General features: G+C 64.2%; 17 protein-coding genes and 2 pseudogenes. 12 read left to right on the forward strand and 7 right to left on the reverse strand.

Features of this window, described 5'->3' with window-relative positions:
- Window positions 1-1,111: 1,111 nt before the first annotated feature.
- On the forward strand, window positions 1,112-4,096 hold the full coding sequence (locus ACQP2U_RS00675; protein WP_433712873.1) for a tetratricopeptide repeat protein: 2,985 nt from the start codon (window positions 1,112-1,114) through the stop codon (window positions 4,094-4,096).
- A 292-nt stretch (window positions 4,097-4,388) separates the two neighbouring features.
- On the opposite strand, the gene ACQP2U_RS00680 is transcribed toward ACQP2U_RS00675, so the two are convergent.
- From ACQP2U_RS00680 to mobF (ACQP2U_RS00700), 5 genes and pseudogenes are all read right to left on the reverse strand, one after another.
- Window positions 4,389-4,982, reverse strand: a complete 594-nt coding sequence (locus tag ACQP2U_RS00680) for a hypothetical protein (protein ID WP_433712874.1) — start codon at window positions 4,980-4,982, stop codon at window positions 4,389-4,391.
- Entirely contained in the window at window positions 4,930-8,433 is a 3,504-nt protein-coding gene (locus tag ACQP2U_RS00685) for an AAA family ATPase (RefSeq protein ID WP_433716792.1), read from the reverse strand. The genes ACQP2U_RS00680 and ACQP2U_RS00685 overlap by 53 nt, the downstream gene beginning before the upstream one ends.
- 45 nt (window positions 8,434-8,478) lie before the next feature.
- Window positions 8,479-8,925: pseudogene (gene mobF / locus ACQP2U_RS00690) on the reverse strand (MobF family relaxase); the annotation flags it as partial.
- Between the two features lie 46 nt (window positions 8,926-8,971).
- Window positions 8,972-10,612 (reverse strand): IS1634 family transposase, encoded by a 1,641-nt coding sequence (locus tag ACQP2U_RS00695; protein WP_433712386.1) that lies wholly within the window; start codon window positions 10,610-10,612, stop codon window positions 8,972-8,974.
- A gap of 78 nt (window positions 10,613-10,690) precedes the next feature.
- Complete coding sequence (mobF, locus tag ACQP2U_RS00700; RefSeq protein WP_433712876.1) at window positions 10,691-11,593, reverse strand: MobF family relaxase; 903 nt, start codon at window positions 11,591-11,593, stop codon at window positions 10,691-10,693.
- A 285-nt stretch (window positions 11,594-11,878) separates the two neighbouring features.
- Here mobF (ACQP2U_RS00700) and ACQP2U_RS00705 point away from each other — a divergent pair, with 285 nt between their 5' ends.
- The 4 genes from ACQP2U_RS00705 (at window position 11,879) to ACQP2U_RS00720 (ending at window position 16,357) form a co-directional block, all read left to right on the forward strand.
- Entirely contained in the window at window positions 11,879-12,046 is a 168-nt protein-coding gene (locus tag ACQP2U_RS00705; RefSeq protein WP_433712877.1) for a hypothetical protein, read from the forward strand.
- 138 nt (window positions 12,047-12,184) lie between these two features.
- Entirely contained in the window at window positions 12,185-12,865 is a 681-nt protein-coding gene (locus ACQP2U_RS00710) for a TetR/AcrR family transcriptional regulator (protein ID WP_433712878.1), read from the forward strand.
- A 28-nt stretch (window positions 12,866-12,893) separates the two neighbouring features.
- On the forward strand, window positions 12,894-15,518 hold the full coding sequence (locus ACQP2U_RS00715; protein WP_433712879.1) for a PEP/pyruvate-binding domain-containing protein: 2,625 nt from the start codon (window positions 12,894-12,896) through the stop codon (window positions 15,516-15,518).
- Window positions 15,515-16,357, forward strand: a complete 843-nt coding sequence (locus ACQP2U_RS00720; RefSeq protein WP_433712880.1) for an alpha/beta hydrolase — start codon at window positions 15,515-15,517, stop codon at window positions 16,355-16,357. Before ACQP2U_RS00715 ends, ACQP2U_RS00720 begins: the two co-directional genes overlap by 4 nt.
- Before the next feature lie 645 nt (window positions 16,358-17,002).
- Here the strand turns inward: ACQP2U_RS00720 and ACQP2U_RS00725 are convergent.
- Window positions 17,003-18,643 carry an IS1634 family transposase gene (locus ACQP2U_RS00725; RefSeq protein ID WP_433712386.1) on the reverse strand — a complete coding sequence of 547 codons (1,641 nt, stop codon included), beginning with the start codon at window positions 18,641-18,643 and terminating at the stop codon, window positions 17,003-17,005.
- 271 nt (window positions 18,644-18,914) lie between these two features.
- Between ACQP2U_RS00725 and ACQP2U_RS00730 the strand changes: the two genes are divergently transcribed.
- Complete coding sequence (locus ACQP2U_RS00730) at window positions 18,915-19,262, forward strand: DoxX family protein (protein ID WP_433712881.1); 348 nt, start codon at window positions 18,915-18,917, stop codon at window positions 19,260-19,262.
- Between the two features lie 565 nt (window positions 19,263-19,827).
- Complete coding sequence (locus tag ACQP2U_RS00735; protein WP_433712882.1) at window positions 19,828-20,172, forward strand: YrdB family protein; 345 nt, start codon at window positions 19,828-19,830, stop codon at window positions 20,170-20,172.
- Window positions 20,173-20,268: 96 nt separating this feature from the next.
- Here ACQP2U_RS00735 and ACQP2U_RS00740 read toward each other — a convergent pair whose 3' ends face one another.
- Window positions 20,269-20,772 carry a hypothetical protein gene (locus ACQP2U_RS00740; RefSeq protein WP_433712883.1) on the reverse strand — a complete coding sequence of 168 codons (504 nt, stop codon included), beginning with the start codon at window positions 20,770-20,772 and terminating at the stop codon, window positions 20,269-20,271.
- Window positions 20,773-20,992: 220 nt separating this feature from the next.
- Here ACQP2U_RS00740 and ACQP2U_RS00745 point away from each other — a divergent pair, with 220 nt between their 5' ends.
- The 5 genes and pseudogenes from ACQP2U_RS00745 to ACQP2U_RS00765 all read left to right on the forward strand — a co-directional run.
- Window positions 20,993-21,319, forward strand: a complete 327-nt coding sequence (locus ACQP2U_RS00745; protein WP_433712884.1) for a hypothetical protein — start codon at window positions 20,993-20,995, stop codon at window positions 21,317-21,319.
- Window positions 21,320-21,830: 511 nt separating this feature from the next.
- On the forward strand, window positions 21,831-22,028 hold the full coding sequence (locus ACQP2U_RS00750; protein WP_433712885.1) for a hypothetical protein: 198 nt from the start codon (window positions 21,831-21,833) through the stop codon (window positions 22,026-22,028).
- 335 nt (window positions 22,029-22,363) lie between these two features.
- Entirely contained in the window at window positions 22,364-22,765 is a 402-nt protein-coding gene (locus tag ACQP2U_RS00755) for a hypothetical protein (RefSeq protein WP_433712886.1), read from the forward strand.
- Window positions 22,766-22,767: 2 nt separating this feature from the next.
- Window positions 22,768-23,376, forward strand: coding sequence for a type VII secretion target (locus tag ACQP2U_RS00760; RefSeq protein ID WP_433712888.1), 609 nt, complete (start codon window positions 22,768-22,770; stop codon window positions 23,374-23,376).
- A pseudogene (locus tag ACQP2U_RS00765) lies at window positions 23,376-25,513 on the forward strand (putative T7SS-secreted protein); the annotation flags it as partial. The gene ACQP2U_RS00760 and the pseudogene ACQP2U_RS00765, both read left to right, overlap by 1 nt.
- Window positions 25,514-26,188: the final 675 nt, after the last annotated feature.

The following is a 26,188-nucleotide window of genomic DNA, read 5'->3' on the forward strand; positions in this document are numbered from 1 at the left end:
CGGCTTTCGAGAACCTCCCGGTTCGTCCGGCACGGCGAGCGACGACCGAGCCGTACGGAACCAGCGCAAATTCATTGCGGGTGGTTGGAGTTCGGCGGTCCTGTGCTGGGTTTCGGGTGGTGGAGCACGGCCTGGGGGCAGGTGCAGGGCAACACCTGGCGGTCTCCTCCAGGCCGTGCCGTTTCCCTGCGGCGCTGTCGGTTTCGGCGCGGCAGGGGGCTCATCAGGTGTGTTGCTGGGGAGGGATTCGTCGTCGAGGTCGTCGCCGGTGGATAGGGCGGCGTGGCTTGTCTGTCGCCTTTTCTGGTGACGGTCTGGGGGGTGGTCGGGGGATGGGCGTGATTGGTTTGCTGGTTTGTTCGATCGCGGCGGCGATGTCGGAGGCGGTGAGGAACCATGTCCGGCCTGCCTTGTGGCCGGGCAGGTTGCCCGCTCTGAGTTGTGTGAGGTACCAGCGTCGTGATTTACCGAGAGCCTGTGCGCCTACCTCGACTGGGTAGGTGGATTCGTGTGGCGGGGACACCTCGGCGCTGGTATCGGTCGACTGCTCGCGTGAATGACTATCCATCTGCGGCAACCTGATTCGCCACACGAGGGGTGCATGGAACGGGTGTCGTCGGGTGCGCGCGGATACCGATGACCGGTGCGGGCACCGTTGCGTTCGATGTGACGGGGTGGACGCGGATCGGTGATCCGTGCGTCTGGAAACCGCTTGTGTGCATGGAGTTATCGCCTCGGTTGTGCCCGTCTGCGATTCTCCCTATGACCATGAAAGCTGATCGGCCGCGACTTCGCTAGTCACGAGGCTGTGAGCTGGTCATTTGGGTCGCCGCATGGGTTTTGCGCCAAAGGTTTTGGACGCGGGGGCTTTTCGATGCGGCGATCTCGCTTGGGCGCGGGCGCAGTAGGTGGTCGATGCAGCTTGGTTACAGACCGAGATCGTGGTCAGGCTGCGGATAGTGAGGTTCGACAGGGCTGTCGAAGTAGTTGGAGTTTGCTCGGTGTTCATCATGGGATGTTGGCAGCTGATCCAATGTGGGGCGGCGCCATAACGCTGAGAGTGTGATCGGTTGGCTCGAACTGTGTTTGGGTGTGAGCGTATCTTCGGTTCATGGGAGGCAGGCTGGCGCTGGTCGTTGGGTCGGAGTGCGAGGGGCTGGGGCGGTCGGGGTATCTCGGTTTCGTCGATGAGTTGGCCACGGGCTTGTTCGAGCGTCTGCGGGATCTGGGTGGATGGATCAGCGCGGTCGGTGATGGCCCGATCGTGAATCCGACGATCGATGGCTTGAAAGCTGCTGTCGGGCAAGCGTGTTCGGCGGCTTCGCAGCAGAACGCGACGTTGTTGATCAGTTTCCTCGGTCATGGCGTGACGGTGCACAAGAGCCTGTATCTGCTGGCGACCGACTCCGATCCGGCGCGGGTCGATTCCGATACCGCCTACAACCTGGGACAGGGAATCATCGAGAAGCTGATTCCGGCCCGGTTGGACGGTTTGATCGTGTTGGTCGACACGTGTCAGGCGGGCACAGGTGTCACCGACGCCTACCGGTGGGTCGAGGTCATCGATCCGACAGCCGGCCGGATCGAAGTCCTCGCAGCCTCGGACGACGGGATCGCCTATGACGGGTGTTTCACGCGCACGATGCTGTCGCTGTTCGATCAAGGGCTGCCAGAGCAGGGGACCTACCTGCTGCCGGGGGATCTGCGACCACAGATCGGAAACACATGTGAACGTCAGGTGCCGCGTCAGTTCAGTTCAGCGGTAGGCGGTGATCCGGGATTGTGGTTGGTGCCCAACATTTCTCGTGTGAACGACGCGGCATTCGGGCGCCCGTCGGCGGGGTTCGTGGATCTGTTGACTCGTGGACCGGCGATCGGAGCGAGCGTGCAGGACTGCGCCGAACAGGTATACGCCGCGGGAGAGCACCGGTTGAGGATGGTGGTGGGTCCCGCCGGGTGCGGCAAATCGACCGTGATGGCCCTGTTGATCCGGCCTATTCTGTTGAGCGAGGCGCCGTTCAGCGGCCGGTACATCACGGCAGCGGTTTTCGTGGATGTGTCATCCACGCTGGAATCGTTCACGGCCGAACTCATCGCCCAACTGCGGCGGGTTGATGGATACTCAGCTGCGGTCGAAGCCGTTGCCGCCGGCTACAGAGACTGCGAGGTCGTGCCCGACGGCGTTGAGCTCAATGTGCTGGGGCCGTTGGAGTTGATCAGACCTCGGTTCGGACAACTCATTGTCATTGTCGACGGTCTCGATCAAGCCGAAACCGGTGTTCGAAAACAGATCACCACCACCATCGCCGAGTTGACCACCCGCAAGACCCTGACGCATGTGCGAGTAATCGTCGGTGTCCGGGAAGGCCACGGGATCGAGGACACCCCACAACTTGCACACCGTCGCCTCATTGATATGAGCGCGCCCACCGATGCCGACATCATCACCGCAGTCCTGCACGCCCACAACCGAGCCGACGACCAGGAAATCGCCTCATGGCAGGTTGGCGTTGCTTCACTGCGGGCACAGACCAGCGCCGGCGGCTGGTTGCTGGCGCGCTTGATCCTGGAAACCCCGCACCGTACTCGCCACGACCGCATCGACCTCGACACGCTTGTGCGGCAACGTATCCACGCCGCGATCACCGCATCCGGGCTCGCGACCACGCGATCAGTTGTAGCGATTCTCGGAATTCTCGCCGCAGCTGGTTCCGGTCCCGTGCTGCCCATCGAACTGCTTGATAGCGCCCTGCACGCTCTGGGAATCCACACCGACCGATCCCACATCCGCGATGCCGTGGCCAACCTCGGAGTTCTTATCAGCCGCGGCAACCCCGGCACCCCCATCGAAACCCTCGGCCTGGCCCACACCGACTTCCAGCCAGCCATACAACAACAACTCACCCAACACGAATTCCAGGTCGTCGATACCCACCATGCTCTGCTGGCCGCGATCGAATCCACCCACACCACCGCCAGCAGCAATTACGCTCGGGGATCAGCCATTCGACATTTCCTCACCATCGGCGAACCATCCGCAGCGCTGCAATTCCTCCTCGACCTCGACACCGCCCGAGTCGCCGAAAACCGCGACCGATGGTCTTCCTGGCTCCCCCAGTTCACCGGCACCCTTTCCCCCGACCACCGCGACGTCCTCAACGCCCGCGGTAATCTGGCCTACTGGCGGGCCGAGGCTGGTGACATCGCAACAGCGGTTACCGAATTCGAACGACTCCTCATCGACCAGGTGCGCGTGCTGGGCGCCGACCACCCACACACCCTCAACACCCGCCACATTCTGGCTCGCTGCCGTGCTGTGGCTGGTGACATCGCAACAGCGGTTACCGAATTCGAACTACTCCTCATCGACCAGGTGCGCGCGCTGGGCGCCGACCACCCACACACCCTCAACACCCGCGGTAATCTGGCTCGCTGCCGTGCTGAGGTTGGTGACATCGCAACAGCGGTTACCGAATTCGAACGAGTCCTCATCGACCAGGTGCGCGTGCTGGGCGCCGACCACCGCGACACCCTCATCGCCCGCAACAATCTCGTCTATTGGGTGGCCGAGGCCGGTGACATCGCAACAGCGGTCACCGAATTCGAACGACTCCTCACCGACCGGGTGCAGGCGCTTGGTCCCGACCACGTCGACACCTTCCACACCCGCAACATTCTGGCCTTCTGGCGGGCCAGGGCTGGTGACATCGCAACAGCGGTTACCGAATTCGAACGAGTCCTTTCCGACCAGGTGCGCGTGCTGGGCGCTGACCACCCCGACGTCCTCAACGCCCGCGCTGATCTGGCCTACTGGCGGGCCAAGGCCGGTAACTCCGCAACAGCGGTTACCGAATTCGAACGAGTCCTTGCCGACCAGGTGCGCGTGCTGGGCGCTGACCACCCCGACGTCCTCAACGCCCGCGGCCATCTGGCTCGCTGCCGTGCCGAGGCTGGTGATATCGCAACAGCGGTTATCGAATTCGAACGAGTCCTTGCCGACCAGGTGCGCGTGCTGGGCGCTGACCACCCCTACACCCTCGACACACAGCGGAATCTGGCCTACTGGCCCGAGAAACTGCAGAAGAAGTCGGAATAGGTCAGCCTGCCGGGTCGTTGGTTGCGCCGATTCGATAGCAAGGCTCCGGCGACCAACCGTCGCTGATCGGGCCGAAGCGATGTGAGCGCACTCCTCGCGTATGAACCGGGTCAGCTATTTGGTCTCCTCGGCCTGGTTTCGATCACGCGAAGTAGCGGACGTGTTCTCGACGTTTTCCGCAGCCCAAACAGCAGAGTGGTCTGCGTGTCATCCGCTAAGGCAGTCCACGGCGTCTGTCAGTGACAGCGTCGGCATCCGTGGACTTGGTGATGCCCGGTGTGCTTTCGCGGTGCTACAGCTCAGCGGGACTGTCCAGCAGTCCGTAGTCGAGCAGGTTGTAGGACATGAATCGGATCACCGTGACGCTCCTGGATGGTTTGCGGTGTGGCGTTCCGTCCACGCGTCGGTGACCGCCTGACGTTGTCTTCCACTTTTCTGGCAAAACGCTGCTGTGCGACGTGGCGCTGTGGGTGGGGACTCTGCCGAATGTGGCCGCGGTCATCGCGGCAGCGACGTGGATGGTGGCGATCGGTTCCCGGCAGGCGGTTCTTCGCACACCTGGCGGCAAAGCCTGCAGACGAACCGCAGCCACCGCGGCGAGCAATTCCCGCTCGACCCACTCCGTGTGGGACGGTGTTTCGCCGGGCGCATCTGGTCGAGCAGCGCCCGACCGCGAGGACCACGTCACCGAAGTTCGCGCCCCCTGCGACGGCGACGAACCGCCAGAGTTCCCCGCAGATCCACCCGGCGAGTCCCTGGCATCGGACTGTTGGATGTAGCGCAATTCCTCGGCGCACGGCATCGTATCCATGCCGTCGGTGCCGACGATTCGCTTATAGCCCGAGATCGTGGTCGTATTGCGGCTGGTTGGGGTCGACGGGGTCATCGAGGTAGTTGGAGGTGTCGTCGTCGGGCGTGCTGTGTTGGCGTAGTTGTTGTTCGGCGGCGGTTTGGGTGGGGGTGAGTTGGGTGCGTCGGTGTTGTTCGGATTGCAGTTGGTCGAGTTCTTGCTGGTATTCGGCTTTCAGTGTGTCGGCGTAGGTCGGCTCGGATGGTGTGGTGGGTGTTGGCTGGGGTCTCGGCTCGGTGATGGGTTGCGTCAGGATGTGTTCCCAGTCCTGGGCGGGGCCGGCGAGTAGGAGCGCGTCTCGTTGGGCGTTGCGTGCGATGGTGTGCGCGGAATTTCGGGCGTGGATGCGGCGCTGTTGTTCGGTTTGCAGGGTTGTGATCTGAGTGTGGAGCGCGCGGCGTTGACCACGTCGATAGGCCGGTGTGGTGTCGAGTGTGGTTCGGGCGTGGTCGAGTTCGGTGGTGATGGCGTGGAGTGATTGTTCGGCCGCACGGAGTTCGTCGGTGCTGGTGTGCGCGTCGCGGATGGCTTGTTTAGCTGCCTTTTGGTGGTGCGCGGCCGCCTCGGCATCGCGTTCATCGTCGTCGGGGACTGGGGTGTATGGGCCGTAGATGATTGCGTCGGTTTCGGCGAGGGCGATGTGTAGGTGCAGTTCGTCGATGTGTTGTTCGAGTTCGGCATCGGTGAGCATTCCCAGCGCGTCGAGTGTGGGTTCGCTGACCGGTTCGATGTCGGGGGTGTAGTCGCCGGCTGCGGCACTGCGGGGCTGGGGCCGATCGGTGCTGGTCTGTTCGGTGGTGTGTTCGTCGAGAACTGCGTGCTCGTCGGCGGTCCGGGTTGGTCTATCGCGGTCGGAGATGTTGGGTGTCGGTTGGAGTTCCAGGCGTGACCAGAGTGCGGCGGCGGGCATTTCGTCGGGTAGCGGTCGCAGGGCCGCGGCCTCGCTGAGGAGTGTTTCGATGTCGATTCCGGTGCGGTCGGCGTGGTCGATTTTGTCGGCGAGGGTGGGCCAGTAGGGGTCGCTGGTGATGCGTTCGTCGAGTTGTTTGGCCAGTGGTGACCATCGGTTGACGGGGAGATGGATGTCGCCGATGGCGTCGATGACGCGGGCATCGAGCAGCTGCTGGTGTTCGCGTTCGAGCGCGGGATAGCGTGGTGGTCCGGTTGGGCGTAGGTCGCGGTCGTCGATGTGTAGGGACGCCCGCCAGACTGCGAGCTCGGCGAGTAGTTGGCGGTCGCTACCGATGAGTGGCCGCGCCCAATGCGGTGCGGTTGTCGAGGACCAGGTAGCGGTGTCGGTGCGGATCTGGTCGGCGAGGTCGGTCACGATCTGTGCTCGGGCGGACAGCTGACCGGAGTCGACGTCGTTGAGTGTGTGGGGTAGTCCGCGGGTCCACGGCAGGGGCCCGACACCACACGAATGTGTGCCCGTTGGGTCAAGTCGCCAATCCAGAACTGCGGCAGCATCATCGGCGGTATCGAGTTCGCGGCTCGCGGCGGCGGTGTGCAGCGCGGCGATCGGATCGCGACCGGTCAGTGCGATTGTCGCCAGGTGCTGGCGCAGTATCGGGTAGGTGGGGGTGTCGGTGAGCCCGGTATGCAATGCTTCCGCGGCGGTGTCGAGCTGAGAGAGTTCGTCTGGGCCGAGGGCGTGTTCGGCGGCGAGGCCGATCGCGTCGAGATAGATATCGACCGCGCGGCCGATCCGTCGGTATGGATCGAGTGCGTCCCGTAGTTCGGTGTGCGCGGATTTCTGTGTGTCGTCGCGGCCGAGGATGCGCAGCAGGACCTCCACCGCGGTGCGCGGAAATACTGCTGGTTCGGTGAAGAAAGATCCTTCGCTGGCGTCCAATGTTGTTGGTAGGTAGCAGTGGTTTGCGTGCGCGCCGCGGGTCATCGCGACGTAGAACTGTGCGCGGGTTTGGTATCCGGTGAGCGCGACGTGACACGTATCGGCGGTGACGCCTTGCGCGGAATCGATCGTTGTCGCGTACCCGAGGCGCACATGTGCGGTCACATATTGCGGCGGAAGTGTGACCGTATGGCCGAGTTCGCGACGCGAACGCAGGCGCGTGACGGTCAGACTTCCGTCGTCGTGAACGCGGGAAACGATCCACCGGTATCCGTTGCGAACCCAATCACCGTCGGCAAGACGCAGTCGTGGATCGTTGCGGCGGGTGGCGATCGTGTCACCGACCGATGCGCACAGGCCGTCGGCCAGTGCGCTTTCCGTCCCGACTGGTGTACCGGTGCGGGCGATGCGATCGGCGCGGGCGCGTTGGTTGAGTTCGCGCACGATGTCGTGGGTGGGGGCGAGCATGATGGTGTCGCGGCCGCTCGAGTGGTCGGCGCTCCATCCGATGTAGGCGTCGTCGTGGGTGGTGGCGTGGCTGCCGGAGTGGATGCGACGGTGGTCGAGATAGAAGCCGAGTGCGGCGGGATCGCCTTCGCGGAGAAGCAGACTGGCGGATGCTTCGGCTGGGGAGGCGAAGCGGACGACGTGGTCGAGGGTGAGGGTGTGGGTGTTGGCGGCGTCGTTCATGTTGGTGTGGGCGCCGCCGGCTTCGATCGAGGGCAGTTGCTTCGGGTCACCCAGGCAGCGGATCGTCGCGTCCCGGGACGCCAGGAACTGCAGCAGGCGTAGGCGTTTGAGGTTCCCGACTTTGACGTGTTCGTCGATGATCACCAACGTGTTCTGGTCGATTTGCAATACCCATTGCGGCAGTGACCCGTTCGCTTCGCTGTCCCGGGTTTCGGGGGTGTGGCATGTGAGGACGTCGAGGAGTTTGTCGATGGTCTCGACGCGTGCGCCGATCGACTCGCCCAGCACGGATGCGGCTGCGGCGGTGGGAGCGAGTCCGAGGACGGTGCCACCGCTGACGTGCCATGCGTCGGTGAGCACGTGCATGGCTGTTGTCTTCCCGGAGCCGGCGGGTGCGTCGACGGTGCGTACGCGCAGATCTGAGGTGGCGAAGCCCTCGACGACCGCGATCTGACCGGCGTTGAGTGGTCTGTCCGGGTTCGCGCTGTTATAGGCATGGACGGCTTGCGTGACGATAGGTTTCGGCAATTGGCGGCCACCGGGCTGCACCGCCAGGTCGATCAACTGCTGTTCGGCGCTCAATACTTGCGCTGAGGTGTAGATCTGGGAGCCTGCGGTGGTGTACACGCTGGAGCCGTCGCGACGGGCGAACATCATTGGCACCGCGCGCAGTCGCGGTTGATCGGTGATGTCAGGATCACCGCGAGCGATGGCCGATGTCGGTGACAATGCCTGCGCCACTACCGCTTCGGCGACGCGTTCGCAGTCCTCGAGGCGTATCTGGCCGCGGAGTTGGCGTTCGGTTTCGCTGCGGATGTGGTGGCGTTGCCAGGTCGATCGTTGTGCTGAGATCGTTTCGAGGACGTAGTCGGCGGTGCGTTCGATCCATTCGGCATCGGCCACAGGGCGGGCGTGGTGCGGTGGGTGCAGCACGGTGGAGACCATGCGTGCCAGCGCTTCCTGGCTGCCCAGCAGTGTGACGGCCTGGGTTCGCCAGTCGGCGCGTTGTTCGGAGAGTGTGCGTAGTTGTTGCTTGTCGGGGCGGGTTTCCAGGGTTGCGCGGTCCATCAATCCGAACAGCTCCGGGGGTATGGGTTCGCGTCCCCACTTGCGTTGGAAGGCTGTGGTGAGTTGCCCGAGTCGCTGGGTGATCTCCGCGTCGCGCTGGGACCAGAACTGGTTCAACCGTTCAGGGATGCCGACGATTTCACGGATCGGGCGTTTCGACGGATCCACACCGGGACGTTCGGCGAACTCGACGCCGACCATTTCTTCGAGATGCATCTCCAATCGGGTGTTGTAGATCTCGGAGACGGTGACGATCGCCTGGTACACCATCGCACCGTCCAGGGTGCGCCAGCGCCCATCGGTGGTGCGGACGCGGTTGGCGATCAGCACATGCGTGTGCAGGTCAGGGTCACCGGCCCGGCTTTCCCGATGCGCGAACCGGCCCGAGTTTGTTCATTTAGGTTAGTGCGTGACGTCAGCCCCGCAACGCCGCCAGAAGTGCCTGTTCATCGGCCGGGATGTGCGGGGCGAACGTCTGCTGCGCGCCGTTGATCGCGATCGTCGCCGACCGCAGCACCCGCAACCGGCGCACGATCGCCCGGATGCTCTCGCTGGTGCGGTCTTGGGCGGTGCGGGCGACCGCCAGCGCGGTGAACACGAGCGTCAGATGCGCTTCGATCGCATCGCGGGTGCGGGCGAACATCGGCCTGGCGGCGAGGTCGGTCTTCGACATGCGAAACGACTGCTCGACATGCCAAAGGTCGTGGTAGGAACCGATCACCTCACTGGCGGTCATCATGTCGGCGGGCAGGTTCGTGACATATCCCTTCAAGCCCGCGAGGCGGCGGGCCCGCGCGAGCGCGGCCTCGTCCAGGGTCTTGCCGGCCTTGCCGTTCTTCACGAAACGTGGTGCCCTGTCGGCTTTCTCGCCCGCGATGACCGCGCGGGCCTTGGCTTCTTGGGCGTTGAGGGTGCGGTTGTCGCGGACGTAGCGTTTCGTCGAGTAAGCCCAGACCGCCCGCCACGATCCCTGGTGGGTGTCGGGGTCCCAGACCGGTTCAGCGCGGACCGCGGAGTTGTTGTCGACGTTCGCTCCGCGCTTCGGGGTGACGGTGTCGATGACCTGCCCGTCAGCGAATGTCTCACCGTGCCAACGGAAATGGGACTCCAGATCGATCGGTGCCTTGGTGACACGGAAACCGACGATGAACCGCAGGTCGGCGTCGTCGAGGGCGGTCAGGTTCTCCGCCGACAGCATGCCGGCGTCGGCGACGATCACGAACGACTCGAGCCGGTGCCGGGCCTGGAACTGCCGGATGATCGGAACGATCGTGTGCTTCTCAGCCTTGTTACCCTCGAAACAGCCTATCTCCAAAGGGAATCCGTGCCGGTCGACCAACAGCCCGACCACAATTTGTGGGTCGACGCGGCGTTCCTTGCTATAGCCGACCTTGCGGAGGCCGTCTTCTTTCTCCGCTTCGAAATACAAGGTCGTGACGTCGTATAGGCAGAGCGACACGTCACCGCTGGTGATGGCGTGGGCGAAGCAGGCTTCGGCGATCCGGTCGCGGTAGCCGCCGCCCTCGGCACCGGCGGCGCGGCCGAGGGTGCGGCGCAGGGTGGAGTAGGAGGCGGGCTCACGGCCCATCTCGGCGAGGACCCGGCCGATGTCGGCCAACGAGGTCGGTTCGACCAGCCGCGCGACGACCAGGTCGCGGAACACGTCGTCTCCGAGGGCGGTGGTGAAGCCGAGGGAGTCGTAAACCGTTGCCAGAGAATCGAACAGCAGCCTCGAGCTGGTGCCGGTAACCCGGCCGGAGCTGACCGGACCGGCCGGTGATGGGGTGGCCGGCGCGGTCTCGAACAACGTCTCCGGCGGGACCGCTGGTTCGCCGAGCAGGGCGGTGCGTTGCTGGACGGGTTCCAGGCCGAGATCGAGCTGGCCCTGGTCACGGTCTTCGACGAGGTCACGGGCTCGGGCGAGCAGGATGCCGAGTTCGGCTTCGGTGTGGGCGGATCCGACGTGGGCGATGATGCGTTGGCGGCCGCTGGTGTATTCGGCGACCTGGACCGCGGTTGCCCCGGATGCTGTGCGGACCCGCCGGATGAACGCCACAACCTGCGACTCTACCGGCCGATTAGTGCGTGAAATCCACCATCCCCGCGACCGTCGTGCCTGGTCAGCGTGGTGCACTCAACTGAAATCCATTGACCTGAACAAACTCAGGTCGGTGGTGCGGACGCGGTTGGCGATCAGCACATGCGTGTGCAGGTCAGGGTCACCGGCCCGGCTTTCCCGATGCGCGAACCGGGCCGCGACCATGCCCTCGACATCCACTTGGCGGACACCGTTGCGGCCCAGCCGCGTGTACGTTGCGTTGTGCTCCAACCAGTGCAGCGAGTCATCGACTGCGGCGTGGTGGGCGGCTTCGACCTTCTCCGCGACCTCTCGCGGGGCGATCGCCCATAGCGTCGAGACGCTCTTGACGGGACTGAACGTGATGTCGAAACCGGCGACGGCTGTCGTCTGTGGTCGCGAGTTGCGTGCCACCCACCCCGACAATTCACGTGCATCTATGGGTGCGCGACCGTAGTGTTCTGTGAACATTTTCGTCGCGATTGTGCTGCGAATCTGTGCGCGCACGTCATCGGAAATGGCGTCATTAGGGTCCGAACCGCGCGCGATATTGTGTGCTTCGTATGCTTGCGCGCATCGTTTCCGGAATTCATTGACGTCGGAATAGACGCGGAAAGGATGCCCCAACCGTGACGCATTATCGGCTGCGCGCTCGGCGTCTTTGAGTTTGGCGCCTTTGTCCATCTCCTCGTTGAAGACGCGGTCTTCGATCTGGTCGGCGTTGGGGTGGCGACCCAACCCGAATAGCGCCTTCATCTGTTCTTCGGTTACCTCGTCGCCGGGCTGAATCCCCAACGCGGCCAAGCCTGCACCGTGCCAGCGTCCCGGTGACTCACCACGCGTCGAGTAGTAGTCGGCCAGGCTGGACCGGCCGCGAGTCGATGCGTCATTCGCGGCGACATTGCGGAGGTAGTAGAGGTAGCCGTTTCCAGCGACAACCTTATGAAGTGTCGCGGTCATACCTCCAGGAAGCACGACATCTGCTATAAAAGCTAGGCTTGCAGTTCACCTATTTAGTGGCAAACGTATCAAAAGTCCTGGTCGTTATCTAATTGTCCTCGATGCAAAAGGTCTGCCTGTTGTAATTGAGTGTGGAGGGGGAATTTAAGGGGGGTTTGTGTGGATGTCCTGTTCGGGTATAAGTTTCGGTGTTCGGGGTTAGTTTTCGTGGGTGGTTGCGGAGTTCGGACATAGTTTTCGGGTTCTGAGTACGTGGGAGGGGCCTGGCGGGCAGACTCCGTGGCCGTGTCGAGCCTGAGCGTGGTGGCGGGCGGCGCGGCGTCGTCGCCGGAGGGTGGGGAGTTCGCGATCGCCTATGTCGATGCCGAGTCCGGCCAGCGGCGGCTGGCGTTGACCGATGCATGGGCGGTGCGGTTGGAGGACTGCCTGCCGGTGCGCGGGTTCCTCCCGTAGTGACGCGAGGGCGCGGACCTTTGCTATCGGTGTTATCCACTCGGACGTACCGATGGTTCTCCGGGCAAGTTCCTTGCGTTCCCCTTTAGTCCACCATAAAATTTGACAAATTATCCAAATGAGTCAAACAGTCAAAGGATGATGGTGGTCAACGAGCCGGAACGCGATCAGGCGATCCTCGGTGCGGCCGCGGAGCTGTTGCTGCGGCTCGGATACAACAAGCTGACGATGGGCGATGTCGCCGACGCGGTAGCGCTGCATCGCGGCTTGGTCTACCTGCGCTTCAAGTCGAAGGACGAGTTGGTCGAGGCGGTTGCGCGGCGCGAGCTGGACCGCTACTCGCAACGGTGGAGTGAGCACTTGCTGGCCGATCCGCGGGGCGGCAGCGTCGCAAGCGTCTACCGGGCAATGGCGGGCGCGCTGCAACAGCTGCCGCTGGCAGCGGCGATCGTCGCCCGCGACGAGGAGATCTTCGGCAAGTATCTGCGTCGGCCCGGAAACCTGTTCGAGAACATGAAAGACCTTGGCACCCAGTCATTTCTGAAGGACATGCAGCAGGCCGGGGCGGTGCGCCGGGAAGTCGACACCCGGGCGATGGCGTTCATCCTCGATGCGCTTACGCCGGCACTGCGGCTGACCTTTCCCCATAGCGGCGGGCAATCCGCCGATACCGGCCTGCCGGCCGCCGAGGAGGTGGTGGACGCGCTGGCCGAGCTGCTCGAGCTCGGCCTGACCCCGCCGACCGGAGCCGACCTCGCCGCCGGCAAGGCGATCATGCTCGACGCGCTGGCGACGGCGCGGGCCAAGTTCTTCGCCTGATCTCGGTTCACCCGAAAAGAGAGAAGTCATGAATACAGTTGAAGACCAGGTCGATTCGTACATCCTTCCCTTAGCCGACCCGACCGCGACGCTGGAGGTCGCGGGCGGCAAAGGCAGCTCGCTGGCTCGTTTGGCCGCGGCCGGTCTTCCGGTTCCACCCGGATTTCACGTGACCACGACCGCGTACCGCCGGTTCGTCACCAACGACGGCCTACACGATCGGATCCTCGCCGCAGCCGCCCGGGCTGTGGCGGACCGACCAGAAACCTGGGCCGCCGCAGCTCTCGAGATCGCCGGCCTCATCGCCACCCAGACAATTCCGGAGGCCATTGCGCGGGAGATTCAGACGGCCTACGCGCAATTGGGTGGGGTGGCGGTCGCGGTGCGGTCCTCGGCCACGGCCGAGGATCTGCCGGACATGTCCTTCGCTGGTCAGCAGGAGACCTACCTGAATATCCGTGGTGTAGCGGCGGTTCTGGATGCGGTCAAGCGTTGCTGGGCCTCACTCTGGACCGACCGGGCCATCGGGTATCGCGCCCGGAATGCCATCGCCTCCGACGATGTCGCGCTGGCGATCGTCGTGCAGGAGCTGGTCCAGGCCGAAGCGGCCGGGGTCGCGTTCACGGCCGATCCGTTGACCGGCGCACGGGATCAGGTGCTGATCAATGCCGCCTGGGGTCTGGGCGAGGCGATCGTCGGCGGGCTGGTCACGCCGGATTCGTTCCTTGTGGCCAAAGCCGACGGCAGGGTCCTGCAGCAGGATGTCAGCGACAAGCGGACCATGACCGTGCGTACCCCCGACGGAACGCATGAGGAACCCGTGCCCGAACATCAGCGGCTGGAGCCGGCGCTGCGTCCCGGTGCCGCAGCCGATCTGGCCCGGATCGCCGTTCGCATCGAAAAACTCTACGGCCGACCGATGGACATCGAGTGGGCAGTGCACGACAAGCACCTGTTCATCGTCCAAGCCCGCCCGATCACGGCCCTGCCCGAGCCGGCACCCACCACGACGGAACTGACCTGGAACCTGCCCGATCCCAAGGGTAAATACATTCGCGGCAGCGTCATGGAGCTACTGCCCGAGCCGCTGTCGCCGCTATTCGCCACGCTCGGCATCCCGGCATGGGAGCGGACGACAAGCGAGCATTACAAGAACATCGGGCTACCGTACTTCGACGAACCGATGGCGATCATCAACGGCTACGGCTACTACAACACCAACTACACCGGCCTGCTGGCGCTTCGAATGATGTTGGCGCAGCCTCGGTTTCTGAGCAGCACCCTACCGCGGCATCTGCGAACCGCGCCGCAGCGTTGGCGCACCGCGCACGACAGCTACCGCCAGGCTGCCGATCGGTGGGAGGGTGCCGACCTCGCCACGGCGCCGGCCGAACAGTTGCTCACCGGTGTACGAGAGATCGTCGAACAGGCCGCCCAGTACTACCTGGCCATCCAGGGCGGGGCATTGCCAGCCGCTTACATCAGCGAGTCGATGTTCACCAAGGTGTACAACAGCCTGCGGCACAACGACGATCCAGCCGCGACGACATTCCTGCTCGGGTTCGACAGCAAGCCGATCCTGGCAGAGAAGGCGCTCTACGATCTAGCCCAGTGGGTGCGTACGCAACCGGGGCTGGCCGAACGGATCACCGATCCTGAACAGCGCGCCCACATTCTCGACAGCCGAGACGACGCCGCCCTCGCCGGGAAGGACTTCCGCGGCCGGTTCCGCACCTACCTGGCGAAGTACGGCGACATGGTCTACGACCTCGACTTCGCCAAGCCGTTGCCGGCCGAGGATCCCGGAGCCCTTTTGCAGACGCTGTGCTTCTTTCTCATCGACGACGCCCCGGATCCCCATACGCGTCAACGCACCGCGGCGAAAGCACGTGCCGAGGCAGTGCGCTTTCTCGAGCGCAAGCGGCCGGGTTTGCGGCGCGCACTGGCGCTTCGGTTGCTGAGCTGGGCCCAGTCCGCGGCTCCGCTGCGCGAGAACGCACTCGCTGATGTGGGGTTGGGCTGGCCCATGGTGCGGCGGCTACTAGGCGAGATCGGTCGCCGGCTGACGGCCGCGGAGGCCATCGCCGCCGCCGACGATGCGTACTGGTTGCTGCTGGTCGAGCTCGAGGCCGCAGCAGCCGCACTGGATTCCGATCTGGCACTGTCGGATTCGCGAGCCGATATCGCCGAGCGGCGTTCGGTCTGGCAGGCACAGCGAGCGATGAAGGCACCCCATGTGCTGCCGGACAAGGGGACCAGGATCCTCGGCATCGACTTCGCCAAGCACAGTGCGCACGACCGCGCGGAGAACAACGGTGCCACCATCACCGGCACGCCCGGCAGCCCCGGCAAGGCCACCGGGCCGGCACGGATCATCCACGGCCCCAGCGAATTCGAACAGATGCGTCCCGGTGACGTCCTAGTCGCCACGATGACCACCCCCGCGTGGACGCCGCTGTTCGCGCTGGCCTCGGCAATCGTCACCGATGTGGGCGGCGCGCTCAGCCACAGCTCGATCGTTGCCCGCGAATACCACATTCCGGCCGTCCTCGGCACCGGTGCCGCCACCGAATCCCTGCAGACCGGACAGCAGATCACCGTCGACGGGGACGCCGGCGTGGTGACCATCCTCGAACAGGATCAGCAGCGATGAATCCCGAAATCGGCGACGAACTCATCTCCCTGTCATCGGAGTCTCCTGCGCCCGAGCATGATCCGGCACCGTACGGGCAGCTGACGGTGATACCCGAGGTACAGGGCCACCGGAATCTGCGGGTGATCCGCAATGTCGCCCGACCCGCGCTGACCGTCCACCGTCCCGATCCAGCCCGTGCCACCGGTACCTCGGTAATCGTCTGTCCCGGCGGCAGTTTCATGACGCTCACGCACACGGGCTTCCAAATCGCCGAACAACTGGCCGGGCAGGGCATCACGGCCTTCGTCCTGCGCTACCGACTGCTGCCGACACCCATTCCGGACGAGGAATTCCTCCGGCACTGGGGTCATGACATGGAGGAGATCAAAACCCACTCGCGGGTCGCGGTCACGGACGCGAAGCTTGCCGTGCGTATCGTTCGCGAACGGGCCGCCGAGGAGAATCTCGACCCCCACCGCATCGGAATCCTCGGTTTCTCAGCCGGCGGCCTGCTCACCCTCGCCGCCGCCACCGACTACGACCCCGCTACCCGGCCCGACTTCGCGGCACCGATTTACCCGGCGATCTGGCACGGCTATCGAGTGCCGCCCGATGCGCCGCCGCTGTTTCTGTGCTTCGCCGCAGACGATCAGGGCGAGAATGTGGTCGAAGAGAACCTCGCGCTGCACCGAAATTGGCTGGCGGCGGGCCGTCCGGTGGAGATGCACGTATACGATCGCGGCGGTCACGGCTTCGCTGAAGGCCCGCAGGGACTGCCGTGCGATACCTGGCTGGATCGATATCTGGACTGGCTGCGCTCCCAAGAAGCCCGGCTCGACCACACCCCTGTCAAGTGATGTGCCAACCGGCCGGCACCCACGAACTCGGCCCAAATCAGTCGTAACGGCACGGAACTGACCGTTGCGAGCCGCGACAGTCGCGGCACTGCTACAGCGGCAGCAGAACGGAAAGGACCAACAAGCCGAAATCTAGGTCCGAACAGTCAGATCGAAATTCGGGACAGAATAGATTTCGGGTCGCAGGTCAGCAGTTCAACAAACCGCAATCTCCATGCGGGACGGACAGTGGATATTTGATTTGTTTAGGGATGGTTGCGGTGTCCGGGGGTAGTTTGCGGGGGTGGTTGCGGAGTTCGGACATAGGTTGCGGGTTCTGGGGGCACAAAGGACCGCTGTGGCGGGCAGGCTGCGTGCTCGTGCCGAGGCTGAGCGTGGTCGGCGACGGCGCACCGCCGCCGCCGGTCGAGGGCTCGACGTTGCCTTGTCGATGCCGAGTTCGGTGGGCAGCGGTCTGCGCTGGTGCCGTTGGAGGAGTGTCTGCAGCCGGGGACGGCGACACCTTGTGTGAGATCTGTTGGGAACCTCATAGAGTCGCGAGATCTCTCGAACTTCAGGAGTCATATGAACGTGACGACAGTCCTGACCCTGGCCGTCGGTCTTCTTTTCCTTCCCGAGTTTGTTCATTTAGGTTAGTGCGTGACGTCAGCCCCGCAACGCCGCCAGAAGTGCCTGTTCATCGGCCGGGATGTGCGGGGCGAACGTCTGCTGCGCGCCGTTGATCGCGATCGTCGCCGACCGCAGCACCCGCAACCGGCGCACGATCGCCCGGATGCTCTCGCTGGTGCGGTCTTGGGCGGTGCGGGCGACCGCCAGCGCGGTGAACACGAGCGTCAGATGCGCTTCGATCGCATCGCGGGTGCGGGCGAACATCGGCCTGGCGGCGAGGTCGGTCTTCGACATGCGAAACGACTGCTCGACATGCCAAAGGTCGTGGTAGGAACCGATCACCTCACTGGCGGTCATCATGTCGGCGGGCAGGTTCGTGACATATCCCTTCAAGCCCGCGAGGCGGCGGGCCCGCGCGAGCGCGGCCTCGTCCAGGGTCTTGCCGGCCTTGCCGTTCTTCACGAAACGTGGTGCCCTGTCGGCTTTCTCGCCCGCGATGACCGCGCGGGCCTTGGCTTCTTGGGCGTTGAGGGTGCGGTTGTCGCGGACGTAGCGTTTCGTCGAGTAAGCCCAGACCGCCCGCCACGATCCCTGGTGGGTGTCGGGGTCCCAGACCGGTTCAGCGCGGACCGCGGAGTTGTTGTCGACGTTCGCTCCGCGCTTCGGGGTGACGGTGTCGATGACCTGCCCGTCAGCGAATGTCTCACCGTGCCAACGGAAATGGGACTCCAGATCGATCGGTGCCTTGGTGACACGGAAACCGACGATGAACCGCAGGTCGGCGTCGTCGAGGGCGGTCAGGTTCTCCGCCGACAGCATGCCGGCGTCGGCGACGATCACGAACGACTCGAGCCGGTGCCGGGCCTGGAACTGCCGGATGATCGGAACGATCGTGTGCTTCTCAGCCTTGTTACCCTCGAAACAGCCTATCTCCAAAGGGAATCCGTGCCGGTCGACCAACAGCCCGACCACAATTTGTGGGTCGACGCGGCGTTCCTTGCTATAGCCGACCTTGCGGAGGCCGTCTTCTTTCTCCGCTTCGAAATACAAGGTCGTGACGTCGTATAGGCAGAGCGACACGTCACCGCTGGTGATGGCGTGGGCGAAGCAGGCTTCGGCGATCCGGTCGCGGTAGCCGCCGCCCTCGGCACCGGCGGCGCGGCCGAGGGTGCGGCGCAGGGTGGAGTAGGAGGCGGGCTCACGGCCCATCTCGGCGAGGACCCGGCCGATGTCGGCCAACGAGGTCGGTTCGACCAGCCGCGCGACGACCAGGTCGCGGAACACGTCGTCTCCGAGGGCGGTGGTGAAGCCGAGGGAGTCGTAAACCGTTGCCAGAGAATCGAACAGCAGCCTCGAGCTGGTGCCGGTAACCCGGCCGGAGCTGACCGGACCGGCCGGTGATGGGGTGGCCGGCGCGGTCTCGAACAACGTCTCCGGCGGGACCGCTGGTTCGCCGAGCAGGGCGGTGCGTTGCTGGACGGGTTCCAGGCCGAGATCGAGCTGGCCCTGGTCACGGTCTTCGACGAGGTCACGGGCTCGGGCGAGCAGGATGCCGAGTTCGGCTTCGGTGTGGGCGGATCCGACGTGGGCGATGATGCGTTGGCGGCCGCTGGTGTATTCGGCGACCTGGACCGCGGTTGCCCCGGATGCTGTGCGGACCCGCCGGATGAACGCCACAACCTGCGACTCTACCGGCCGATTAGTGCGTGAAATCCACCATCCCCGCGACCGTCGTGCCTGGTCAGCGTGGTGCACTCAACTGAAATCCATTGACCTGAACAAACTCAGGTCGAGGGCTCGACGTTGCCTTGTCGATGCCGAGTTCGGTGGGCAGCGGTCTGCGCTGGTGCCGTTGGAGGAGTGTCTGCAGCCGGGGACGGCGACACCTTGTGTGAGATCTGTTGGGAACCTCATAGAGTCGCGAGATCTCTCGAACTTCAGGAGTCATATGAACGTGACGACAGTCCTGACCCTGGCCGTCGGTCTTCTTTTCCTTGTGACTGGCGCGGTGAAGCTCATCGGGTTACAACAATCGCTCGAGATCCGTGATCACCTGCGCATCTCTCCTGTTCTGTGGCGTCTGACAGGGGCGCTGGAGGTGGCCGGAGCCCTGGGCGCAGGGCTCGGCATTTACTTCAGACCGTTGGGGATAGCCGCGATCGTCGGCCTGGCTGCCCTGATGGTAGGAGCAATCATGGCCCGACTCCGGGTTCGCGACGCCGTCTCGGCGGTGACGATGGATGTGGTCGTACTTGGCTTCGTCGCAGCTACGTTGGTCCTCACCGTTACTGCCTGAGTCTTCCTCGACGGAGCGAGAAGCCGAGGATTCAGGGTCAGACCAGACGGGCGAAGTTGGGATGCAGTACCCGGTTGCCCAAATCCGCAAAGTAGGTCCGAACGCTCGGGCAGCCCAACCGTCCGCATAACCTTTCGGGCCCCAGGTCAGCCAGTCGCTGTTCGCAAGGTTGAACCGTAACGGACAGATTTATGTCCTGTCCGGGTCTAGGTTTCGGTGTTCGGGGTTAATTTTCGTGGGTGGTTGCGGAGTTCGGACATAGCTTTCGGGTTCTGGAGACGGGGATGGGGTTGGCCGGCCCACTGCCCGCTCATGTCGGGGATGGGTGTGGTGCCCGGCGATGCGTCAGCGCCGCCCCACGACGGACTCGACGTCCGGGCGGCAAGGAAGTGGCCCTGCGGCCAACGCGCTCGAGTTGACGGTGGTCGAACGCGTGCGCATCACTGCACCATTCTCCGGCTCGACGCCCACAGCCGTGTAGGTCGGCAACTTGACGAAGCTCAACCCGGCGTGCACACTGCTCTCATGAGAGAGCGACGCTCTCGATGAGTCGCGGGAGACGGACATGCACGAAGTCTGGAAATGGGCCAACCTCACGCTGGCATTCGGGATGGAGTTGGTCGCGCTCGGGGCGCTGGGACTGTGGGGCTGGAAGACCGCCACTGCGACTCCAGTCAAGCTCGTGTTGGCTGTGGGCGTGCCACTCCTCGCGGCGCTGGCCTGGGGCCTCTTCGCGGCGCCGCATGCGACATTCGACAACCCACTGCTCGCGGTCGTCACCAAGGTGGTGGTTTTCGGCAGCGCTGCGGTCGGACTGTGGGCCGTGAGCTACCGAGCAGTCGCGGTCGTCTTCGTCGCCGTCCTGGTAGCGAATCTGCTGGCGATCAGGTTTGGGCACCTGACCTCGTGAGCACGCCGCGAGTTCAAAAGATCTTTGCGGGAGGGGTGCGGTGACAAGCGCGGAACCCGAGCCTCGCCGCTCCGCCAGCGCCGCCGACGATGCCGATCATGTGTCGAACAGTTGGATGTGGATGAAGCGGCTCGACGCGTCCCGCTCGTCCACGATGATGATCCGGTTGACCGGTTTTCCATCAGGGCGTCGGTAGTGGTCCTGGGCCTTCAGGATCGACGGTGAAGTCTCCAGGGAAGGCCCCGCGATGGCGGTCTGAGCCACACCGAAGACTTTGGTCAGCGGCGCGGAGAATTTCGATGTGGCCAGCAGCAGGGTAAGACCCTGGGGATCGGTCGATAGCGCGAGCTGGTAGAGCGTGTCGATACCGCGCTCGGATCGGGCGCCGAGCAGGGAGACATTCTCCGGGATGACGATTCCGCCGAATTCGGAAGCCTCCCTGGCGATGTCGGTGTCGTTCGCGGCCTGGGTCGGCTGCGACTGTCGGTCGCCGTTAGGTGTTTCGCTGCCGCAGCCGGTCATGCCGACCGTCACGGCCATGAGGCCGGCGACGACACAGGCCAGCGTCACCTGCCGGATTCCAGGCGTTGGGTACCTCATCGGGTGGGATCACTCCTCTTGCCGTCGCGGCCGTCGGGCGGCCCTGGCAGGTTCATCCGTCCGGTCGACGGTACTGTTCCCTCGTATCGCCGGGTCCCGCTGGATCCGTCGATGTTGTAGTCCCGCGCTAGGCCCGCCGTGTGCAGCGCGCCCATGCGCTTGCACGGGACCGTGATACCGGCGATCTTGGTGCTCTTGTCATCGTCCCAGTTGTATCGGCGTGCACGTGCACCTTGTACTTGCCCACATTCATGCCGAGGCGTACGTCGCGACCGGCAGCGCTGATCTCGACGAGCGGCACGAAAGGCTGCGGGCTGAGCTTCTTCTCGCCGCGCACGCATTGGCGGGTGCGGCCGCGGCGGGCGAAACGCTGACCGGGTTCGTCATGCTGGACGACAAACAACGTTGGACAGCGTTGCGCCACATGAAGATTCCACTGGCACTGCGGAGCGGTTGCCTCGCTGTCGAGAACGCGCGCGCTGTGCAAGTCCGTCACCAGTCCACCGAAGGATGGGATGAACTCGAGCGGATGCTGGCCGCGGACTAGCAGCAGGCGCCCCGAACCCTCGCCGCTGAACGCCGGGCATGTTCACCGACTGGACAGCGTGATGGTTACCCGGTACCGGCCGACGGTGTGATGGGCAGCATGGCGGCCGCTGAACTGAACGTGCACTCCCTGTGGATGTGGGCGTCGTCGGTTGGTTCGGTATCCGAAGAGAATTGTAAGTCCGGTGCTCACTCATCAATCGTTAAGGTTCCTGCAAGGCGCACTGGCGATGATGGTGCCCAAACTGGCGATCTATCAATGGATTTCATATGCGTTCCGACTGTGATGCTGACCAGCAGAGACTCGACTCATGGGTTCGGTGGGGGCTCGGGTTCTGGCCACCCCGGTCGAAGTTGCTGTGTCCTCGGGTGAGGGCGACGACCGCGATTCCTTCACCGACGCACGTGCGGTCGGTCGCCGAGATCATCGACGAGGGCTGGCGGCTGAACTCAATTACCGAGATCGGAGAAACCCAATGCGTAACACCCGATTCCGCGCCACCGTGATCACGGTGGCAATCGCAGTAGCGGCTGGATTCGGCCTGACTGCGTGTGGCAAGGCGGAACGTTGGTGCGAACGAGACCAAGGAGATGTTTTGGTCGAAAACTGGCACTGCGAGCAGAACCTGGCGGGCTATGAGTGGGAGCCGGACCACGACAAGCCGAAGACGAAGAAGAAGCCGATCAAGTCGAAGAAACAGAACAGATGACTGACCGTGGCTCTGAATCGCTGAAGGGCGTGAGGTGTTGTCCGGTCCAGAGCCCGATAGCACCGAACGCGATCGCGAGTGCTCATCTGAGTGGACCCCTCGAGGGTGTCCCAGGCGGGGGCCAGCCACGATCGAGTCGAGATTGTTGAGTGGCGATCGGTCTCGCGTCTCTTCTCGACCACGAATCGGCCGATTCTGCCTGCCACCAGCGGAGATTGACGATGATGTAGTTCCAGCCCGGGGGCAAGCGTTTCTGGATCGGATGGCGGCCACCGAGCCATAGGTATGCTGCGATGGGCCTGGTTTGGTGGGTGGCCGATAGATCGTGAGCGGGGGTGGCAAAGCGATTGGCTGAATTCGACAGTGGTGCCGCGTTGCGAGCGGAGATCGCTGCTTTCTATGCCGGTTTCGGGCAGCCGGAGGTGCTGGCGGCGGCGTTCGGGCAGGCTGGTTTATTGGTGCCGTTGGTTGATGATGATCGCCTGTACACGGCACGGCTCGGGGGTGTCGATTGGATTTGTGCGTTCACCAGTGTCAAGGAGTACGCGCGCTATATGGCTGCGCGGGGTGTCGCTGGTGATCAGGAGTATCGGTATCAGTCGCTGTTGGGGTGGCGGCTGGTCGAGTACGCCTCGGGGCGTTCGGAGCCCACCGGCGTGGCTGTCGATATCACCGGTTCGGCGCCGATGGCGTTTCCGCCGCAGGTGTCCGAGGATTCCGTCGGGGACGGGAGGTAGCGGTGGGAGAGCAGTTGAATGTGGATCCCGCGGTGCTGCAGCAGGCGGCGGACGGGATCACCGGGGTCATCAGTGAGCTGTCGGATCTGGGTATAGGCGAGACCGGGGCGATGGGGCGGGGGTTCTCGTTGTTGACCCTGTCGCCGATGGAGGCGGGTAAGGCGTCGGTGCAGAGCGCTTTCGAGACCTTCACCGAGCGCTGGTCATGGGGCGTCAGGTCGCTGGTGCAGGCGGGCAACGAGATCGCGAAGACGCTGGGGTTGGCGGCGGGGCGCTATCACATCATGGATGAGAAGTTCTCGAACACCTTCAAGGAGATGTTCACGCAGCTCACGGGCAACCCGCATCTGTCGAAGGAAGAGATCGATGCTCGGTCGTGGGGAGATACGTTGGCCGACAATCAGTTCAACCAAGTCCGCCACACCGACTACAGCGCCGAATCGTTCCAGAACGCCTTCACTCATATCGGCACGAACATCAAGGTGATCGAGGCGGTGGGCCCGGATGCGTTGGGCAACAACGGTCCGATACCTGGGATCCCGCGGCATTGGAATACCGGTGCTGCCGAGCGGGCGTCGGAGATCATGAATGGCCAAGGTGGGGGCGAATAGTGAGTGGTCTCGGTGATTTCGTCAACAAGGTCGGTGACGCGGTCGAGCACGGCGTCGAATCGGTCACCCAGAAGGCCGGTGAGCTCGCCGACGCTGGTTTGGACGCGGCAGCGGGGCTGGCGAGCAAGATCGGTGCCGACGGGGTCGCGGAGAACCTCGACGACCTCGGTGACAAGATCGCCGATCTCGCCGGTGGTGAGATCAAGGAACGCGAACTCGGACAAACCACCGACCCGAAAGAACTGATCCGGGGCGAACCCTCAGCGATCCACGACGCTGTCGAAGCATTGCAGAAGATGGGCGATTCGATCGGCAAAACCGGCGACGCGCTGCGCACGGTCGACACCGCGGACTGGACTGGGTCGGCGGCTGAGGAGTTCCACACCGAGTTCGCCAAACAGCCGAAGCTGTGGTGGGAGGGCGCCGACGCGATGCACAAGGCATCGGGTGTGCTCGACGGTTGGTACCACGAGGTGACCGCCGCGCAAACCAAAGCCGCTGATGCGATCGCGAGATGGAAGCGGCCGATACCGAGGAAACCACCAAGAAGAACCAGTGGAACGCCCTGTCGGATGAGCAGAAACGCAAGACGCCTCTGACCGACACATGGACTGCGATCCGCAACGAGGCCCGTGACATCCTGCGCGGCGCACGATCCCAGCGGGACAACGCAGCAGCCTCGGTCGCGGCGGCGTTGGCAGCGGCGACCGAGGCCGCCCCGACCGAGCCGCCGTTCACCGAACGCTGGACCGACAATCTCTCGGACCTGTCGGGGGCATTGGATCAGGCGAAGCTGAACTTCACCTCCGGGTTGCTGACCAGTTTCACCGGGATCGTGCAGTTCGTGCGTCAGGTCAGCCCGATGGACGCCTACAACCTGACCCATCCGGCTGAATACTTCTCGGGGATGTCGGATCTGGGCACTGGGCTGGTGGTCGCGGCGGCCGATCCCGGGGCGACGGTGTCCTCGATCCTGTCCGGTGCGCGTAAGAACCCGTCGGAGTTCCTGGGTTCTTTGACGGGTGATCTGATCACCACGGTCGGCACCGGTGGTGCGGGCGCGGCCAAACCTGCGCTGTCTGTGCTGGACAAGATCGGTGACGTCTCGAAGGTCAGCAAAGCGACTCACACTGTGGCCAGCGCGGCAGAGCATGCACCGCACACAACGCCACATGCCCCGAGCTCCACGCCTCATACCCCTTCGTCGACTCCGCACGAACCGGGTGCACCAACGGGCACACACCCGACTACCGAAGCGCCGTCACCAACCTCGACCGGGAGCGAGCCGGGCACGCCGACCGGAACCCACCCGAGCACCAGCGAGCCTGGCACTCAACCACACGCGACAACCGAATCGCCAACGCAACCGGGATCGACCAACGCGCAACCGGAAACCCTCACGCATACCCCGGACTCCGGCTCAGCAGCGCCCGACAACGCCATACCGGGGCACACTCAGCCGGATGCGCCGCAGCAGGCGCACCCCGAACCGGCGACATCTGATTCGCACCCCAGCGGTGAGCATCCCGGTGACACGCCCCAAACCCCCCACCAGCAGCCCGCTGATACCGCGGCGGTTCGACCGGATGCGGAGGTGTCGTCAGGACCGAACCCGAGCCACGAGACGCCCGGCCACCACCCTGATCCCGACTCGAGCCCGTTGGCTCACACCGATTCACCTGACACCTCAACAGATCATGGTGGCGGCGGTCCGCGTCAAACCCATGACGGGACAGAACCCTCCCACCCAGACGGGGACGGCACGAATCCCAATGGACACGACAATCCCTCCCCGGAAAATCAACCGACCCATCATGATTCGCCGCAGGAGCACCCGACACCGCAGGAGCGAGCCGAGGCCGATCAAGGTGCTGGCGATACGGCGCGTGAGAACGGTGCGGACCACGACCGCGTTGAAGGCGACAAAACGTGTTCCGAGGATCCGGTCGATATCGCGACCGGTGAATTTCTGCTCCCCGAAACCGATGTCGACCTCCCTGGTGTCCTCGCTCTGACGCTGCGGCGCACGCATCGCTCGAACTACCGCTACGGCCGCTGGTTCGGCCCATCGTGGTCGACCACCCTGGATATGCGTCTGGTCGTCGAGCACGAAGGCGTCACCTTCCTCGGCGAGGACGGCATCATGCTGGCCTACCCGCACACAGAGGTCGGCGTCGCCACCGAACCGGTGACCGGTGGACAGGCGTGGACACTGACCCGCACCGAGGTCGGCGGCTACCGCATCTGGGATCAACAGCGGGAAATACTATGGCATTTCGCACCCGAACCGACCCTCGATGGCATCGAGTCCCGCCTGGGCAACTACGCCATCTCCGCGATCACCGACCGCCACCGCAACAGGATCCGCTTCCACTATGACACCGACGGCGCACCGGTTGAGGTGTCACATTCGGGCGGATACCGAGTACGCATCGACACTGCCGCGGGACGCGTCACCGGGCTATCCGTACTAGACGCCCGCCCCGACGGTGCCGAAGCCCGAACTCAACTAAGGGAATTCAGGTACGAGGCAGGCCAGCTGTCGGCGGTCGTGAACGCTGTTGGCGCTACCACGAGCTACACCTACGATGACGAACATCGGCTGACGTCTTGGACCGATTCCAACGGCAACCAGATGGTCAACACCTACGACGAATCCGGCCGCGTCGTCTTTCAGCGCGGCACCGCCGGGATCCTGGACACCGACTTCGACTATCTCGAATTCCCCGACGGTACTGGTCGTCTCACCACCGTCACCGACTCCCTCGGCGCAACCACCACCCACGGCTTCGATCGCGACTTCCGCCTGCGC

Source organism: Nocardia sp. CA-084685, assembly GCF_050955785.1.
GTDB lineage: Bacteria > Actinomycetota > Actinomycetes > Mycobacteriales > Mycobacteriaceae > Nocardia.